Annotated in this window: 14 protein-coding genes and 5 tRNA genes; 15 read left to right on the forward strand and 4 right to left on the reverse strand. The window is 40.2% G+C overall.

Annotation, left to right across the window (positions count from 1 at the left end; all coding sequences use genetic code 11):
* Positions 1–155: 155 nt before the first annotated feature.
* The 11 genes from I6F47_RS09620 (at position 156) to I6F47_RS09670 (ending at position 10,020) form a co-directional block, all read left to right on the forward strand.
* On the forward strand, positions 156–338 hold the full coding sequence (locus I6F47_RS09620; protein WP_024597674.1) for a hypothetical protein: 183 nt from the start codon (positions 156–158) through the stop codon (positions 336–338).
* A 128-nt stretch (positions 339–466) separates the two neighbouring features.
* Positions 467–559, forward strand: a tRNA-Ser gene (locus tag I6F47_RS09625).
* 38 nt (positions 560–597) lie between these two features.
* A tRNA-Arg gene (locus I6F47_RS09630) sits at positions 598–674 on the forward strand.
* A gap of 179 nt (positions 675–853) precedes the next feature.
* Positions 854–930, forward strand: a tRNA-Arg gene (locus I6F47_RS09635).
* Positions 931–1,078: 148 nt separating this feature from the next.
* A tRNA-Arg gene (locus tag I6F47_RS09640) sits at positions 1,079–1,155 on the forward strand.
* Positions 1,156–1,270: 115 nt separating this feature from the next.
* Positions 1,271–1,347, forward strand: a tRNA-Arg gene (locus I6F47_RS09645).
* 1,130 nt (positions 1,348–2,477) lie between these two features.
* On the forward strand, positions 2,478–3,653 hold the full coding sequence (locus tag I6F47_RS09650) for an exo-beta-N-acetylmuramidase NamZ family protein (RefSeq protein ID WP_165722101.1): 1,176 nt from the start codon (positions 2,478–2,480) through the stop codon (positions 3,651–3,653).
* 9 nt (positions 3,654–3,662) lie between these two features.
* Complete coding sequence (gene pbp4b / locus I6F47_RS09655; RefSeq protein WP_165722100.1) at positions 3,663–5,321, forward strand: penicillin binding protein PBP4B; 1,659 nt, start codon at positions 3,663–3,665, stop codon at positions 5,319–5,321.
* 191 nt (positions 5,322–5,512) lie between these two features.
* A complete protein-coding gene (locus I6F47_RS09660; RefSeq protein WP_007583783.1) occupies positions 5,513–6,889 on the forward strand; it encodes a Na+/H+ antiporter NhaC family protein in 1,377 nt (458 codons plus the stop codon).
* Positions 6,890–7,141: 252 nt separating this feature from the next.
* Positions 7,142–8,884, forward strand: coding sequence for a potassium/proton antiporter (locus tag I6F47_RS09665; RefSeq protein ID WP_197183749.1), 1,743 nt, complete (start codon positions 7,142–7,144; stop codon positions 8,882–8,884).
* A 368-nt stretch (positions 8,885–9,252) separates the two neighbouring features.
* On the forward strand, positions 9,253–10,020 hold the full coding sequence (locus I6F47_RS09670; protein WP_024590089.1) for a hypothetical protein: 768 nt from the start codon (positions 9,253–9,255) through the stop codon (positions 10,018–10,020).
* Positions 10,021–10,183: 163 nt separating this feature from the next.
* On the opposite strand, the gene I6F47_RS09675 is transcribed toward I6F47_RS09670, so the two are convergent.
* The 3 genes from I6F47_RS09675 to I6F47_RS09685 are packed head-to-tail and all read right to left on the reverse strand — an operon-like array spanning position 10,184 to position 12,045.
* Positions 10,184–10,807 (reverse strand): hypothetical protein, encoded by a 624-nt coding sequence (locus tag I6F47_RS09675; RefSeq protein ID WP_197183750.1) that lies wholly within the window; start codon positions 10,805–10,807, stop codon positions 10,184–10,186.
* Positions 10,794–11,402: a sigma-70 family RNA polymerase sigma factor gene (locus tag I6F47_RS09680; protein ID WP_101216854.1), complete on the reverse strand. Its 609-nt coding sequence runs from the start codon at positions 11,400–11,402 to the stop codon at positions 10,794–10,796. Before I6F47_RS09680 ends, I6F47_RS09675 begins: the two co-directional genes overlap by 14 nt.
* A 13-nt stretch (positions 11,403–11,415) precedes the next feature.
* The gene (locus tag I6F47_RS09685; protein WP_197183751.1) at positions 11,416–12,045 is read right to left on the reverse strand and encodes an energy transducer TonB; all 630 of its coding nucleotides are present in this window, start codon (positions 12,043–12,045) and stop codon (positions 11,416–11,418) included.
* A 155-nt stretch (positions 12,046–12,200) separates the two neighbouring features.
* On the opposite strand from I6F47_RS09685, the gene I6F47_RS09690 reads away from it, so the two are divergent.
* From I6F47_RS09690 to I6F47_RS09700, 3 genes are all read left to right on the forward strand, one after another.
* Positions 12,201–12,707, forward strand: coding sequence for a DUF3087 domain-containing protein (locus I6F47_RS09690; protein ID WP_197183752.1), 507 nt, complete (start codon positions 12,201–12,203; stop codon positions 12,705–12,707).
* A 34-nt stretch (positions 12,708–12,741) separates the two neighbouring features.
* The gene (locus tag I6F47_RS09695; RefSeq protein ID WP_010555493.1) at positions 12,742–13,191 is read left to right on the forward strand and encodes a low molecular weight protein-tyrosine-phosphatase; all 450 of its coding nucleotides are present in this window, start codon (positions 12,742–12,744) and stop codon (positions 13,189–13,191) included.
* Positions 13,192–13,290: 99 nt separating this feature from the next.
* Positions 13,291–13,800, forward strand: a complete 510-nt coding sequence (locus I6F47_RS09700) for a hypothetical protein (RefSeq protein WP_024607634.1) — start codon at positions 13,291–13,293, stop codon at positions 13,798–13,800.
* Positions 13,801–13,867: 67 nt separating this feature from the next.
* Here I6F47_RS09700 and I6F47_RS09705 read toward each other — a convergent pair whose 3' ends face one another.
* Complete coding sequence (locus tag I6F47_RS09705) at positions 13,868–14,983, reverse strand: energy transducer TonB (RefSeq protein WP_121954067.1); 1,116 nt, start codon at positions 14,981–14,983, stop codon at positions 13,868–13,870.
* A gap of 248 nt (positions 14,984–15,231) precedes the next feature.
* On the opposite strand from I6F47_RS09705, the gene I6F47_RS09710 reads away from it, so the two are divergent.
* Positions 15,232–15,855: a GTP cyclohydrolase II gene (locus I6F47_RS09710; protein ID WP_010555489.1), complete on the forward strand. Its 624-nt coding sequence runs from the start codon at positions 15,232–15,234 to the stop codon at positions 15,853–15,855.
* The last annotated feature ends 16 nt before the right edge of the window (positions 15,856–15,871 follow it).

Consider the following 15,871-nt stretch of genomic DNA (forward strand, 5'->3'; position numbering starts at 1 on the left):
ATATTAAAACTAACAGTGCTATAACTTTTTAGTATGATTGTTTTTTAAACATATGTTGTATTTATGTAAAGGTTTTAGCTAGAATACGCACGAAATTTACACTGCTTGGTATTTAGCAGTTAAATATAGATTCTTAAAGGACTTAGAATAATAGTATGAAAGACAAACGAGTAGATGATTTTTCAGAAGAGGGCACATCAGAGCAAGAACGAAATGCTTATTACCGTGCTTGTATTGCTGAATTTCAACAGTTAGGTTACCAAGAACAGTATTTGGCTCAGTTAACTGATGACTTAGTTCCTGTGCTAGGTGTTAATCCTTCAAATAAAAACGCGTAACCCGCTTAAATTTCAAACTAATTACACTTTTAAACCAAGCATATGTGCAATCTATAACCATATAGTCGTTTTTGGTAGAAAAGTGTTTGACATATTTTCTGAAATCTTTATTATACGCCCCACAAGACGGAGAGGTGTCCGAGTGGCCGAAGGAGCTCCCCTGCTAAGGGAGTATAGAGTTTGTAGCTCTATCGAGGGTTCGAATCCCTCCCTCTCCACCATTTCTTTTAATGGCGTGTTTTGTAAAGTTTTAAAGTATGGGTGCATAGCTCAGCTGGATAGAGTACTCGGCTACGAACCGAGCGGTCGGAGGTTCGAATCCTCCTGCGCCCACCATACTTTAATAACTCTGCTTAGAGTCTAAATAAGCAATTAAAGTGTTTGGTTTTATAACCAAGCGGTCGGAGGTTCATTCTTAGAAGATACGTCCTGCGCCCACCATACTTTAATAACTCTGCTTAGAGTCTAAATAAGCAAAAGCTCTACTTAGAGTTAAAATAAGTAAACTATAAAGTGGGTGCATAGCTCAGCTGGATAGAGTACTCGGCTACGAACCGAGCGGTCGGAGGTTCGAATCCTCCTGCGCCCACCACTTTATAGACTCATACTTAGAGTATAAAAAAGTAAAGTGTTGGCTAAAGCCAAACGGTCGGAGGTTCATTCTTACAAGATACGTCCTGCGCCCACCACTTTATAGACTCTCACTTAGAGTAAAAACAAGTAATAGTAAAAATGAAAGTGGGTGCATAGCTCAGCTGGATAGAGTACTCGGCTACGAACCGAGCGGTCGGAGGTTCGAATCCTCCTGCGCCCACCACTTTCATGTTTTCATACACTTTTAAGTGTAAGAAAAATAAACCGATGGAAATCGGTTTTTTTATGTCTGAATTTATACGCTCTGCTTAGAGTTTAAATAAGCAATCTATGAAAGTGGGTGCATAGCTCAGCTGGATAGAGTACTCGGCTACGAACCGAGCGGTCGGAGGTTCGAATCCTCCTGCGCCCACCACTTTCATAAACAAGCCGACATTAAGTCGGTTTTTTTGTGCCTAAAATAAAGTGAAATGTATACTACCACTCCTGTAGCCGCAGAGCTTGCTCGCGTGAGAAGCGGAAGCTTCTAATCACTTACCACCGATATAACTGATACTTTATTTACGAGCTTCGCTCGTCGCGTCAGCAAGCTGTACGCCTACAAGTAAAACCAGCCCTAATCCTTAAATCTAAACTCCGAGTTTATTTATCCGTTGTAGACGCTGAGCTTGCTCGCGTGAGAAGCGCCAGCTTCTAATCCCCCTCAAAGTATAATTTATAAGATTTTATTCGTTGGCAACGCCAGAAATAAGTAATTTATTCACAAAGAGGTTAAGAGGCGCTGCGCTTTTAGAGGTAGTAATAAAGCTAAGCTAAACTAATAAACCCGGGCTTATGTCTTCTCATTTACTTCTCTTTCGCTTCTCTTTGTGTAATAGATCTTTAAGTGGTTCATTGGCCAATAAATCAGATAACTAGAAGCGTTTAGCTCTAAGAAGGTTAAATACGGTCTTTAAGCTTAAAATGAGAGGTGGTATTTTAAAGTAAAACCAGCCCTAATCTTTAAATCCAAACTCCGAGCTTATTCATTCGTTGTAGACGCTGAGCTTGCTCGCGTGAGAAGCGCCAGCTTCTATTCCCCCCTCAAAAATATAATTTATAAGATTTTATTTGTTGGCAACGCCAGAAATAAGTGATTTATTCACAAAGAGTTTAAGAGGCGCTGCGCTTTTAGAGGTAGTAATAAAGCTAAGTTAAACTAATAAACCCGGGCTTATGTCTTCTCATTTACTTCTCTTTGTGTAATAGATCTTTAAGTGGTTCATTGACCAAGAAATTAAATAACTAGAAGCGTTTAGCTCTAAGAAGGTTAAATACGGTCTTTAAGCTTAAAATGGGAGGTGGTATTTTCAAGTAAAACTAGCTCTAATCTTTAAATCTAAACTCCGAGTTTTATTTATCCGTTGTAGCCGCAGAGCTTGCTCGCGTGAGAAGCGCCAGCTTCTAATCACTGTATCTGCTCAAGCCCACTTAACCCTTTTCTAAAGCTGCTCTTTAATATTACCTATGTTATTTTAAACGCCTTGTTTAAAAGGATATTGCAGTATGTTTAAAACCCTATTTATTACGTTATTTTTTATTTTTAGCGCTATTTTTATTTCCAGCGCACAAGCCAACGAAGCTAATAACTCACTTGTGGTAGGTGCGCAGCAATATGCTAAATATTTACCGCAGTTAAAAAATAAACGTATAGGGCTCGTAGTTAATCAAACATCAACGGTAGGGCAAGCTCACTTAGTAGATGCTCTGCTGACTAAAAATATTAATATAACTAAAATTTTTGCACCTGAGCATGGCTTTCGCGGCGATCACGATGCGGGCGCGCATGTAAAAAATGCCGTTGATAGCAAAACCGGTATTCCGCTTATTTCTATTTATGGTAAAAATAAAAAACCAAGCCGAGCTGCTTTAGCCGATGTTGATGTCATTATTTTTGATATTCAAGATGTGGGAGTGCGCTTTTATACCTACATAAGCTCTATGCACTACATGATGGAAGCCGCAGCAGAGCAGGGGATGGAATTTTTAGTACTCGACAGACCCAATCCAAATATTGCCTACGTTGATGGGCCAATATTAGAGCCACAATTTAAATCGTTTGTAGGCATGCACCCAATTCCTGTGTTACACGGCATGACCGTTGGCGAACTTGCCAAAATGATCAAGGGCGAGGGCTGGATCAATAAAGCGCCCGATTTAAAATTAACCGTGATCCCTGTTGATCATTACACTCGCAAAAGTACTTACAGCTTGCCTGTAAAACCCAGCCCTAACTTACCTAACGATCAAGCCATTGCGCTTTATCCATCACTTTGCTTTTTTGAAGCAACGCCTATCAGCATTGGTAGAGGCACCTACTTTGCATTTCAAGTAATTGGCTATTCGCCAGTTGCATTAGGTGATTTTAATTTTACACCGCGCGCAATTAAAGGCGCTGCTTTAAACCCTAAATTTAAAAACCAAGCCGTGCAAGGGCTCGATTTAAGACAAGCAAATACCACAGGCCTAAATTTAACTTACTTAATAAATGCGTACACGGAGCTTAGTAAAAACAACATCTCGTTTTTTGAACGCGCTGACTTTATGGATAAACTAGCGGGTACTAATAAATTGCGCTTAGCTATTGAAGCAGGGCAATCAGAGGCGCAAATAAAACAAAGCTGGCAGACGGGGCTTGCGCAATTTAAAGCGCAAAGAGCGCCTTACTTGTTATATAAATAAGGGCTAAGCATGTTTATCGCTTTAAAAAGTCAAAGGAATGGTTATATAAAAAAAGCATTTATAGCGGCGTTAAGCTTTATTATTGTGGGTTGTAGTACACCACCTGAGCCTATTAGCTCGGTGCTACCACTTACAAAGAGCCAACTTGTAGAGCTGCCTAATGCACAAGTGGTTGTAACGTTTCCTGAGGTCAATCCAAGTAGCCGGTTTTATGTAAATAACCGAGGAACGTTTAAAGCTTACAAAGGGCGCGGGCAATTATTAATACAAAACCACAACGCACAAAGCGCCGATATTTATATTAATAATCAAAAGCTCGACGTTAGCCAACTGAGCGCCAACACTCTATACAATTACAGTTTGGCAAAAAATACTCACAACGGTGTTAATACTTTTAAAGTTGAAAATATTCTCCCTGTTGGCGCAAGTTTAACGCTACGTTTTGCATTTCCTACTTTAAGCGATGAGCCAATAAAGCACATAGATTTTAGTGAAGTAGATGCATTAATTGAACGCGATGTAAAAGCGGGTTTTCCTGGGGCTGTGTTGGCCGTTGTTAAAAATGGTGAGCTAATAAAATTAACTGCCTATGGCGATGCAAAGCAATATCAGCAAAGTGATTTAATGCTACTTCGCCCAGAGCCAATGCAAACTAATACCTTGTTTGATCTTGCCTCAAACACCAAAATATTTGCCACCAACTTTGCACTTATGAAATTAGTAAGCGAAGGGTTATTGAATATTAATAAACCCGTGCAAAGCTACCTAAGCGAATATAAAGGCGAAGGGCGAGCAAAGCGCACAGTAAAAGACTTACTCACACACAGCGCCGGATACCCGCCAGTATTTGACTTTCATCGTAAAGATGGCAGCTACGGCGACGCGTTTTATTCGCAAAACAGTAAAACCACCAAGCAGCTATTACTTACCAGCGTGCCTTTTAGCAGTAAATCATCTGGGCAGCCTATTTACTCAGATATTGATTACATGATTTTAGGCGTACTAATTGAGCGCATTACAGGGCAGCCCCTTGACGAATACCTAGAGCAGCAAGTGTACGCGCCACTAAAATTAACTAACACGTTATTTAATCCACTTAAAAAAGGCTTTAAGCCGCAGCAATTTGCAGCCACCGAGCTTAGCGGCAACACGCGAGACGGGCGCATTAAGTTTGATAATGTTCGAACTGGGGTTTTACAAGGCCAAGTGCACGACGAGCGCGCTTACTATTCTCTTGATGGTGTAGCAGGGCATGCGGGGCTATTTAGTAACGCTCACGACTTAGCAGTGCTTTGCCAGCTATTATTAAATAATGGTGGCTACGGCGACCAACAATTATTTAGTGCAAGCGCCTTAGCGCAATTTTTAACGCCGCAATCAAGCGATGAAACCTACGGGCTTGGTTTTAGGCTTGCCGGTAATAACCAAGCAAGGCGCTGGCACTTTGGCCCTTATGCAAGCGCGCAGGCTTATGGCCACACAGGTTGGACGGGTACAGTGACCGTAATTGACCCCGCTTACGACTTGGCTATTGTTTTACTTACCAATGCTCGCCATAGTGCAATTAAAGGCTCGCTAAAACGTTACGAATTTACAGGCAAACAATTTGAAACCGCACAGTACGGATCGGTAGTGTCGCTTATTTATGAAGCGTTACTAAATCAATAAGCTATCGTATAGGTTAAAACGTACTAACTGTGCCACCTTAAGTGATTTATTTACAGGTGACTTGAGTAAGCCAATCCATTAAGCTAAGCGGTCTATAAAACTAAGCCGGTTTATGTTGTTAGGCTTAACAAATAAGCGTTAAAACGCGTACAAAGCGAGGTTTACTCGCTAATAATTAAGGTTAACTTTTTATGCATTGGTATTCTATTTTACCGCCGCTAATTGCGATTGCTATCGTGTTTTGGCGAAAAGAAGTGATTATGGCGCTACTTGTTGCTGTTGCTTCTTCTGAGTTTTTACTCGCCTTTCAGGGCGAAGGTAATAGCTTGTTTGATACTTTTTTAAATACCATTGAACGTATTATTTCGGTTGCCAGCTCGCCAGGTAATACACGCATATTAATATTTAGTATTTTAATTGGTGCACTGCTTGCCTACATTCGCGAATCTGGCGGCGTTGCAGCAACTGTTAATATGCTAATGAACAAAGGCATCGCAAAAAGTAAGCGCCAAGTGGGCTTTTTAACCATGTTTACCGGCATTGCGGTGTTTATAGAATCTAACCTGAGCGTACTTACCTCGGGTATTTTATCGCGTGGCTTGTTCGACAAATTTAAAATGAGCCGAGCGCGTCTAGCGTACATTATTGACAGCACCAGTGCGCCAGTGTGTATTTTAATACTACTTAACGGCTGGGGCGCATTTGTACTTGGTTTGTTAGGTAACTACGAGCTAGGTGAGTCGGCTGTATCGGTATTGTGGGGCAGCGTAGGGTATAACTTTTACGCCATAATCACCCTTGTTATTGTTTTTTACACAATCGCGTTTGATAAAGTGCATGGCCCAATGAAAGAAGCCGAAGAAAAACTAGAGCTTCAAACAACCGACTTAAAAGATGAAATAAAAGCCTCTAAAGCGCGTTACATGTTAATCCCGCTTATTACGCTCATTACCAGCATGGTTGGCTTTATGTATTACACCGGTAATGGTGTGTTGGCAGAGGGTAGTGGCTCTAAGTCAGTATTGTACGCAACGGTTTTAGCCATTGTTGTCGCTTACTTTTTAATGATTGGTTCTCGTAAATTTACGCACCATCAATTAGTTGATACCGGTTTTAAAGGTATGGGCGAATTAATGCCGCTAGTCGCTATTGTACTGCTTTCGCTTACACTTGGCGCAAGCTTAAAAGAGCTTGGTACTGGCGTATTTGTAGCGTCACTTGTTGGCGACTACTTACCTATTTACCTAATAGTACCGGTGCTGTTTTTAACCGGCGCGGTTATGTCGTTTACTACAGGTACATCGTGGGGTACGTTTGCTATATTAATTCCAATTGGTGTGCCACTTATTCAAGCGCTAGGTTTACCACCGTCGCTTGTGGTAGGTGCTATTTTGGGTGGTGGTATATTTGGCGACCACTGCTCGCCTATATCCGACACCAGTGCTGTATCGGCTATTGCATCGGGGTGTGACTTACTCACCCACGTTAAAACGCAGCTACCGTATGCCTTATTTGGTGGTGGCCTTACGTTTTTAGCTTACTTAGTAACAAGCATTATTGTTTTATAAAATTTGATTATTTAAATACTCAAAAGCCTGCTTAGTCGCAGGCTTTTTTGTTTTCAAAATAAATAAAGCTAATTAAGATAGAGCCAAGCAATACCAAACTCAAAGGCTCTATAATTATTAGAAAAACTATTTAATTATAGACTTAATTACCCGTATTTATATTTTTTAGGTTATTGTATAGCATGAGCTTTAAGCTTTTTAATAGCTATAAATTCTTACTTTTCAACTCATATAAGGCTGTAAATCCACACTATGTTTGCAATTGATAATATCATTCTCGTTAGTGCCATATTAATTTTACTAGGAGTGATCTCGAGCAAGTTATCTGCACGTGTTGGCTTACCTGTGCTGGTGCTATTTTTACTTGTAGGCATGCTCGCAGGTGAAGACGGTATTGCAGGTATTTCATTCGACAACGCAGAGGCTGCACATGCTCTGGGTACTCTTGCGCTTGCCATTATTCTATTTGATGGCGGCTTACAAACGCCTACCAGTTCAATTAAACAAGTGTGGAAACCCGCGTCTGCTTTAGCAACCGTCGGGGTGTTATTTACCGCTGTAATTACAGGCCTTGTGGCCACTTATATTTTAGACCTGCCCATATTACAAGGTGTTTTACTGGGCGCTATTGTTGGCTCTACAGATGCTGCAGCAGTGTTTGCGCTTTTACGAAGTGCGGGTATTCACTTAAACAAAAAGCTTAAATCTACGCTTGAAATAGAAAGTGCCTCGAACGATCCAATGGCTATTTTTCTAACAGTTGGTTTGTTAGAAATGCTCGTTAACGACATGCCAATAGGGCTGGATTTACTACAGTTATTTGCTCAACAAATGGGTGTTGGCGCTATTTGTGGTCTTTTAATTGGTAAGGTATCGGTTTGGTTTATTAATCGAATTAAACTAAATGCATCGGGTTTGTATTTAGTGATGGTAACCGCATTTGGACTGCTTTCTTTTGGCCTTTCTGCAACGCTCGGCGGCAGTGGGTTTTTAGCTGTATTTATAACAGGCGTGATTTTAGGTAACAGTAAATTTGTATATAAACGCGGTATTTTTCTGTTTCATGACGGCTTAGCATGGCTTGGGCAAATAACCATGTTTGTTGTATTAGGACTCCTTATAAACCCATCGTCGTTGGTTGATGTATGGTTAGAAGGACTGCTTATTGCACTGGCACTCATTTTTGTTGCTCGCCCATTAGCTGTAGCGCCTATTTTAAAACTGTTTGGCTTTAATAATCGCGAAACCTTATTTGTATCTTGGGTTGGCCTTAGAGGCTCAGTACCCATTATTTTAGCTATATTCCCATTACTATTTGGCCTTTCAGGGGCTGAACTTATTTTTAATGTTGTTTTTTTCGTGGTGTTAATTTCAGCCACGTTACAGGGCTCAACAATGCCTTGGATGGCTAAAAAACTAAATTTAGTAGAGCCGCCGCCCGACCTAGCCGCTGCAACGCTCGAAATTACAGCGCTAAACGATATTGATATAGAAATTGTAGAATACACCTTAAGTGACGTTTCTCGGGTTTCTGGGCGCAGCTTGTCACATGCCGCACTTCCTGAGAGTGTAGTTGTTGCTATGATCACACGGGGTCCGTCAATCATACCGCCACGAGGCTCAACTAAGTTAAAACCAAACGATCACTTATTTGTTGTTTTAAAACCAGATAACAGACCTTTTGTTGATTTAGTTTTTACAGCAACCGATAAAACAAACCATCAAGATAGCCATTTAGCGCACAACGAACTTAAAGTGAAAGGGGTAACGTTGGTAGGCGATATATTTTACTCTTATCACATGCAAATAGACGCCCCAGAAGAGATAAGCTTGGAAGAAGTGATCAACCAAAAGCTTTCAGGAGAAGTCAGTAAAGGCGATATTGTTGTTATTGGTAATGTGCAAATACGCGTTATAACAATGGTGCATACACGCATAGTTACCATTGGCTTAAAGTACTTAAACAATCCAGAAAAGCGACTTTTAAAGCCGTAATCATTAACAGTGATTTATTTAGCGCTAGGCTCATGTTTATAGCTGCGTAGGTTGGGTTGAGTGACACGAAACCCAACGGATCTCCAATACAATGAGCACACACAAAGCTAGTTATATGTAGTGTTTACTGTAGGCGCCTAGCTTGCTGGCGCGTCGGGCTTTAGCCCGAAATCTATGCATAGCCTTAAGGCCAAAGTCATATTACATTTCTTAGCTAATAAGGTTAGACCCTCGGACTCAATTTATTCTTGGCAGTATTATAAATAACAACCGAGCAAGCACTGCTTTAATCTGGGTATTACTCTGCGTTTGACCAAAAGGAATCTCTTAGGTAGGCTAAATATATAAAATCAACCCGAACTGATTAGATGAAAGATAATAAAAATATAAGGTTTATAGATTTAACCACTAAAAATTTGGGGGTTATTTCTACAATTACCTTCTTTATCTACACTATATTTTGTTATTTCTGGACAGTGATTTACTTTAATAATTGGGGCGTTTTTGCTTTTGATTATTTATCAAATACTGACATTTATAATTTCACTATAGTATCTAGCGGTCTCCCTTTTTCACTAACACTTATTCTACTGACTCTATCAATAATTAAAGCTACAAAGGATATTTTTCATCTATTAGAGGAAAAAGATCGTACCAAGGGAATAGTTTATAGTGATAAGCATACTGGGTATGAAAAAGAAACTAATATGCTATTTGTAAACGCTCTAACTATAGTGATTTTGATGTTAGTGTCATATGCGGCTTACGGTTATCACTTAAAGTCTATTTCATCTAAGATTGAGTTAGCCAAATATAAGATAATAATTAAAAATCGTGAAGATAATATGTGTGGTCATATTATTAGTAACGTAGGTGATAATATAGTTATATGGGATTACAGCTCTGATAAAGTTGTGGCTTTAAACAAGAGTGCAGTCGAAAGTTACAGTGAGATGAGGTTGTCTCCACCTCCATTTGAATACAAATTGATATACCCTGATGGAACCTCAACGCCGCGCAAACATGGCTGGACTTCACAACCCCCCAGAAATATAAGAATAGAAACTGAAGACACTAAGAAAGCACTTAAAGAGTGGAAAAATAGTTTCCTAAAGCAGTGCTCCCACTCAGGATGAAAATATATTTTTAGTGACTATTTAAACGCTAATTGCGCTAAGTTGGCTTCCTAAATAAGTTCTGACTGGTAAATTTTCTCTGTTAATCTTTAAAGTTATTGTCTAATAGTTGAATGACTTTTAAACCTTTGGGGGTTATTTTTGCTTAGTCGCAAACAGTTCATTAACCTCTACACACCTTAACCCCAATTCCCGCATGTTTAAGCGCAATAATCTGCCCCTTACCGTTATGTGCCATAGCTAACATATCACCCGTATTTAGACCACTTTCAACCGCGTGTTTACCTTTTAAATCACTCAACAGCGAATGCTTAATTTGTACGAGTACCTCGTCATTACAGCTGGCTATGTACCAGTCGTTATCTACCTTCACTAGAGTGCCGTATTCTATATGGCGCTGTTGGTGGCGGCGTAAATCGTTAGCTAATTGGCTGTCGAGTGCGTGTTTTTGTTCTGTGATAGAGCTTGCGTAGCTACCAGCTTGGTTTATTTCGTGTGTTTTAATAATTGAATAGTCGTGAATGTCTATAGTGTTAAATACGCTGTTAAGTACGGTTTTAGGCTCTGTATTTATTACGTTGTTATTATCAAACACAATAAAGGCGAACACACCGAGTGCGCAGGCTAGGCTGGTTAGCTGTAGCGTAAAGCCGATCTTTTTAGGCTTAGTGTGGGTGGCTTTATTAAGTAACGCTTTTTTCTGATCGCTTGTAAGTGTAGTGCGCGCTTTTCGCTCTTTGTAGTGTTGTGTGAGCTTTTGATCAAGCGGCTCATCAGGCTTGTTCATTGTTTGCTCCTAATAAACGTTTAAGGTTTTGCTTGGCATAGCGCAGCCTTGTTTTAATAGTCTCAAGGCTGCTCTGCGTTATAAGTTCTATGTCGGTGAGCGAAAAGCCTTCTTGTTGTAAAGTAATGGCTTCGCGTTGTACAAAGCTGAGTTGTTTTAGGGCGGCGTCGAACGCGTCATAGCTTATGTTTGAGCTGCCTATATGCGAGTCTCCACTAGTTAAGTCACTGCTATTTAAGTCGCTTTCGCTTTTATCATTTTGTGCTGCTAAATGCGTGTTTTCGTCAAGCTCTACAAAGTGTTGTTGCCTGCGGTATTCGTCAATGAGTGTGTTGCGGGCAAGTTTAAACAGCCACGCTTTGGGTGTGGTTTGCGCTTGGTAAAGGTGGCGTTTTTCGATTACTTTTAGCCATGTTTGTTGGCTTACGTCGTATGCTAAATGCGTATTAGATTGAGTAACAAGGTAGTGGTATAAGTCGTTACTGTAGAGGGCAATAAGCTGCTCCAAGTAACGATTGTCGCCACTTTTTGCGTAACTTGCCATGCAGTCCTTGCTTGGCGTTTCAAATAACCATGACTTAATACTTAGTAGCATAGGCTCATCGCTTTTATTGTTGTAATTTGAAGTCGAGTTGTACGGTTTGACCTGTTTGTAATTGTGCCACACCTTCAATTACTTTGGGGCGATATTTCCAGCGTTTAATTGCTCTTATTGCTTCGCGATCAAAGGTACGTTTTGGCTCGGCGTTAATAACTACTGGGTCGATTACTTCCCCCGTTGGCGAAATACTAAAACTTAGTTGCACCCAACCTTCAATACCATCGCGCGCTGCTGTGGTTGGGTATTTAGGGTTTATGCGCACTATGGGTGTTGCATCCCCTGTTGGGCGATTAATGGTGTTGTTAATGTCGCCACCAAAATCGTCAATTGTAATCGGCGTAAAGTCGCTAATTGCCAACACAGGATCGGCTGATGTATCAAGCGGTGGAGCTTTTTGCGGCACTTTAGGCATTGGCGGTGGCGGCTGTATTTTTTGTATATGCCTTAGCTTTGAATCCTCAGGGAGGTGAAAAATCTCTACTATAATATCGTCCCCTGGTTTAACCGGTGCGCGTTGCTCGCCACTTATTAAATATTGCATAAACGCAAAAGCTGCAAAGGTCATTGCGGCGCCGCCGATAACGGCAGTCGATGTTTTAATAAATACTGGGTTGTTGGGTATTTCAAGTGTGTGCATAAGCCGCTCCAAATTTTATTGACCACTACAATTAGGGTGTTTTCAAAGCTATAACGGGTGGCAAATCAAAAAGGGGTGAAATAATTTTATAAAAAATGTGGGGTTTAGTTACAATAGCCATTCGGAAATATTAAAACTTAACTTTTTAGGCTGTTATGCAACTCATTGAAATAAATAAAGCACGTTACCGTAAACATTTAAACCGTGTTATTGCAGGATGTGGTATTGGTTTGGCGGTAGGCAGCTTGGCTATATCGCAAACGCTGATTGCTTTATTTCCTGATGAAAGTGGTAGCCATTTTCATTGGAACTTAATAGGTGTTGCTATTACTAGCGTTGGGCTTGCATGGTTACTTCATAAATACCGTACACATACGTTTATGACAGAAGTTGTTTATGTGTGGGAGCTTAAAAAAGCACTTAATAAAATAACCCGTAAAATGGCTAAGTTAAAAGCCGCTGGCCGTGAAGGCAATGCCGATGCGTTATTAGCGATTCATTATAGCTACGCGGGCTCTCGGTTATTGTGGCAGCTAGACGATAATCTAATTACCATGGACGATTTAGCCATTAAACAAGCTGAGCTTGAATCTGTTGCAGCGCAACATAACGTAACGCTTAACGTTGAAGATTACGATGAAAGTATTTTAAAACAGTTTTAAAGCTTAGGTTTTTAAATTAGTTAGAGGAGCCTTAATGAAAAAAGTACTCATAGTTTGTTTAGGTAATATTTGCCGCTCGCCAACCGCAGAGGCGGTATTAAAAGCCCGTGCTAAAAAGCTAGGTGTTAACGTTAAAGTCGATTCGGCAGGGACTATTGGTTACCACGAAGGTAAAACGCCTGATAGTCGCTCAATGGCAGCAGGGGAGAAGCGCGGTTATAGTTTTAAAGGTATTTATTCGCGTAAAGTACGCACAAGCGACTTTACTGAATTTGATTTGATTTTAGCGGCCGATACGCAAAACTTAGCTGATTTAACAGCGCAATGCCCTGAGCATTTACGCTATAAGCTGGCGCTATTTTTAGAATATGGCGAGCAAGCCCAAAGCGCGATTCCCGATCCCTATTACGGCGGCGATGATGGCTTTGAAAATGTACTCGATTTAATAGAGGCGGCTAGCGATAAAATACTCGCTAAAATTTAATCCCTATTTTATTACTAAAGCTAAATTTAACGAGCTTTTTGTCGTATTGCACAGCGTCCCTAAAGTAAGTACATTTTATACTTACTCAAAGGGAACTTTATGAAAATAAAAATATTACTACTCACTTTATCTATCGCTTCTTGTTCTACTTTTGCTAACGATGTTAGTTTTTCGATTGGGGGTGGCTATCCTTACTTAGTTATTCCTGAAGTGTCTTTGTCGGCTAACGACGACACACAACGCTGGTATGCAAACTATAAACTAGGCCTTGATGATGGATTTTCTGCAGGTTTTGAACAAGCAGTTAGCGATAATAAAAAACATGCTTTTGGCGCGCTTGTGGGCGCTATTGGTGCAAGAGATACAGACCAAGAGTGTGAAGGTTCAACTAATGATGTAGCAACTGACTTTGCTAATACGCTAGGTTGTGTAATTGGCGGGATTTTTGATGAAGAAACAACAAACGGAATAGGGCTTACGTACAGCTATAACTTTAATGGACTGAACAGCGCTGGTTTTAGATTAGAGCTAGATGTGGGCTATGGTAAAGCAAGCGACAGCAACGAAAAAAGAGCCGATGGCGGTATTAGCGTAAGTTACGAATTTTAACTACGTAGAATTTGTATTAGTTGGTATTAAAAAAGGCGCATAAAGCGCCTTTTTTAATGAGCCGCTTTTAGTGGCGGTTAATTTTAAAGTCGAGTTGTACCTGAGAAATAGCGCTAACGGGTTTGCCATTTTCAAACTTTGGCGCGTAACGCCATTGCTCAAGCGCTGCTTTGGCTGACTTTTCAAATGCGCTGCCGCCTTCAGAGCTAAGTACTTTTGGGTTTTTTACAAAGCCAGCTGCGTCTACCTCAAACTCCATAATAACGCTACCATCGGTACTAAATCTGGCTTTGTGCACTGGGTATTTAGGATTAACACGATAGAGTGGTGTTTGCTCTTGCGATTCTTTCCATGGCACCATTTGAGCGATAGCGAGGCAATGTTTAGTTGCTTCCTCGCTTTTGCCTTGTTTTTCGTACAGACCTACAAGTTTAGAATGAGCGGTTAGCTCAGCACTGTGATCGTATTTTAAGTTATCGTCAAACGCGGTAACTATGTTGTTTAAGCGCTCAATTGCTCGGTTATATTTTTTACTGCCTTCGGCAAATGCGGCTATTAAAAAATTGGCTTTAATTTGCTCTACCGAGCTACTAGGCAGATTTTCACGGTAGTATTCGTCGGCTTCTTCTAGGTAGTTTTTCGCTTCGCGATATTTTTTAGAGCTAAACTTTTTAGCAAGCAGTGATGCTGCTTCTAGTTTCATGTCGGCTACAAATTTAGGCTTATTTTGTGTTTTAGCTATATCTATTACTTGTTCTAAAAAATTAGCTGCTTTGTAAGCTGATGTTGTGTAGTTAGCTTGGCCGAGCAGTGCATCAATTGTTTCTATTGATAGTTTACCGTGGTTTGCAGCTAAAATAGTATGGGCTTCGTTATAGAGTGCAAAACGCTGTTCGTTTAGCTCATCGCCGTAGCCTTTTATTGCTTTAGCGTAATTAATAGCTAAGTTGGCAGTATTGTCGTCGCTTTTACCGTAAACGGCTTTACCTGATGTGTAAGCAAGTTTGGCAGTTTGTTGTACGTTTTTGTCTGCTTTAACTGCTGCTAAATAGCTTTGGTATGCTTGGCTAAATACCGTTTGAGGATCGCTTGCTTGGCTGGCGAGTGCTGTAGTACTTAAAGTTGTTGCGCTCAAAGCAGATAAACTTAAGCCTATAAATAAAGCGAGTTGCTGACGTTTCATAATAATCCCTATCGTTGTTTAAAATACAAAATACCAAACGTGCCTGTAAGTGTCACTGATTAAGGTAAATCAAAGTAAATAACATTGGCTGTTATTTGTATTAATTTATTGCTAACAATCATTGAAAATAACGCCTGTCGTCGCCATATATTTGCCATAAACAGTCTTGTACTACGGTGTATTTATCCTATTTTGTGATATTATCACTTTATTGTCGTGTCGTAGTTATTTAAATATTTGGATTTGTCGTGGCGCAAGTAAGAGCAAGAGTCCAGCTTAATGTTGGCAGAAATAGTGATATCCCTGCAGAAATAATCTCATTTACTGATTTAAAAGATGGCAAAGAACATATTGCTATGGTGTTTAACAACGCTGATACAGAGCAAGATGTACCGCTTATTCGTATGCATTCTGAGTGTTTAACGGGTGATGTATTTTACTCATCGCGTTGTGATTGCGGCGAGCAGCTAAATGAATGTATTGAAATGATGCACGAGCAAGGCGGTATTTTATTGTATTTACGCCAAGAAGGTCGTGGCATTGGTTTATACAACAAAATTGATGCTTACGTATTGCAATCGCAAGGTATGAACACCTACGAAGCTAATAATCATTTAGGCTTTGCTGATGATTTACGTGACTTTTCGGATGCTGTGTTAATGCTTAATGCGCTTAATTTAAACCACGTTAAATTAATGACCAATAATCCTAAAAAGCTTAACGCATTAAAAGATGCCGGTATTAATGTTGACTCGGTTGTGGGCACGCATGCGCACATTAAAGCGGGTGTTGCGGGTAATAAATCGTACCTAGAAACAAAAATTAAGCATGGCGCGCATATGTTAGATATTAAGAAAATTAAAAAACCTTAATCATTTAATTACGTTT

The sequence above is a fragment of the Pseudoalteromonas sp. NZS37 genome (assembly GCF_015864265.1).
Taxonomy (GTDB): domain Bacteria; phylum Pseudomonadota; class Gammaproteobacteria; order Enterobacterales; family Alteromonadaceae; genus Pseudoalteromonas; species Pseudoalteromonas arctica.

What these genes read in the sequence shown, in the direction of transcription:
- I6F47_RS09675 (WP_197183750.1), bottom strand. Translation starts at nt 10,807, where the DNA reads ATGAACAAGCCTGATGAGCCGCTTGATCAAAAGCTCACACAACACTAC.
- I6F47_RS09660 (WP_007583783.1), top strand. Translation starts at nt 5,513, where the DNA reads ATGCATTGGTATTCTATTTTACCGCCGCTAATTGCGATTGCTATCGTG.
- I6F47_RS09620 (WP_024597674.1), top strand. Translation starts at nt 156, where the DNA reads ATGAAAGACAAACGAGTAGATGATTTTTCAGAAGAGGGCACATCAGAG.
- I6F47_RS09685 (WP_197183751.1), bottom strand. Translation starts at nt 12,045, where the DNA reads ATGCACACACTTGAAATACCCAACAACCCAGTATTTATTAAAACATCG.
- I6F47_RS09680 (WP_101216854.1), bottom strand. Translation starts at nt 11,402, where the DNA reads ATGCTACTAAGTATTAAGTCATGGTTATTTGAAACGCCAAGCAAGGAC.
- pbp4b (WP_165722100.1), top strand. Translation starts at nt 3,663, where the DNA reads ATGTTTATCGCTTTAAAAAGTCAAAGGAATGGTTATATAAAAAAAGCA.
- I6F47_RS09690 (WP_197183752.1), top strand. Translation starts at nt 12,201, where the DNA reads ATGCAACTCATTGAAATAAATAAAGCACGTTACCGTAAACATTTAAAC.
- I6F47_RS09695 (WP_010555493.1), top strand. Translation starts at nt 12,742, where the DNA reads ATGAAAAAAGTACTCATAGTTTGTTTAGGTAATATTTGCCGCTCGCCA.
- I6F47_RS09700 (WP_024607634.1), top strand. Translation starts at nt 13,291, where the DNA reads ATGAAAATAAAAATATTACTACTCACTTTATCTATCGCTTCTTGTTCT.
- I6F47_RS09665 (WP_197183749.1), top strand. Translation starts at nt 7,142, where the DNA reads ATGTTTGCAATTGATAATATCATTCTCGTTAGTGCCATATTAATTTTA.
- I6F47_RS09670 (WP_024590089.1), top strand. Translation starts at nt 9,253, where the DNA reads ATGAAAGATAATAAAAATATAAGGTTTATAGATTTAACCACTAAAAAT.
- I6F47_RS09705 (WP_121954067.1), bottom strand. Translation starts at nt 14,983, where the DNA reads ATGAAACGTCAGCAACTCGCTTTATTTATAGGCTTAAGTTTATCTGCT.
- I6F47_RS09650 (WP_165722101.1), top strand. Translation starts at nt 2,478, where the DNA reads ATGTTTAAAACCCTATTTATTACGTTATTTTTTATTTTTAGCGCTATT.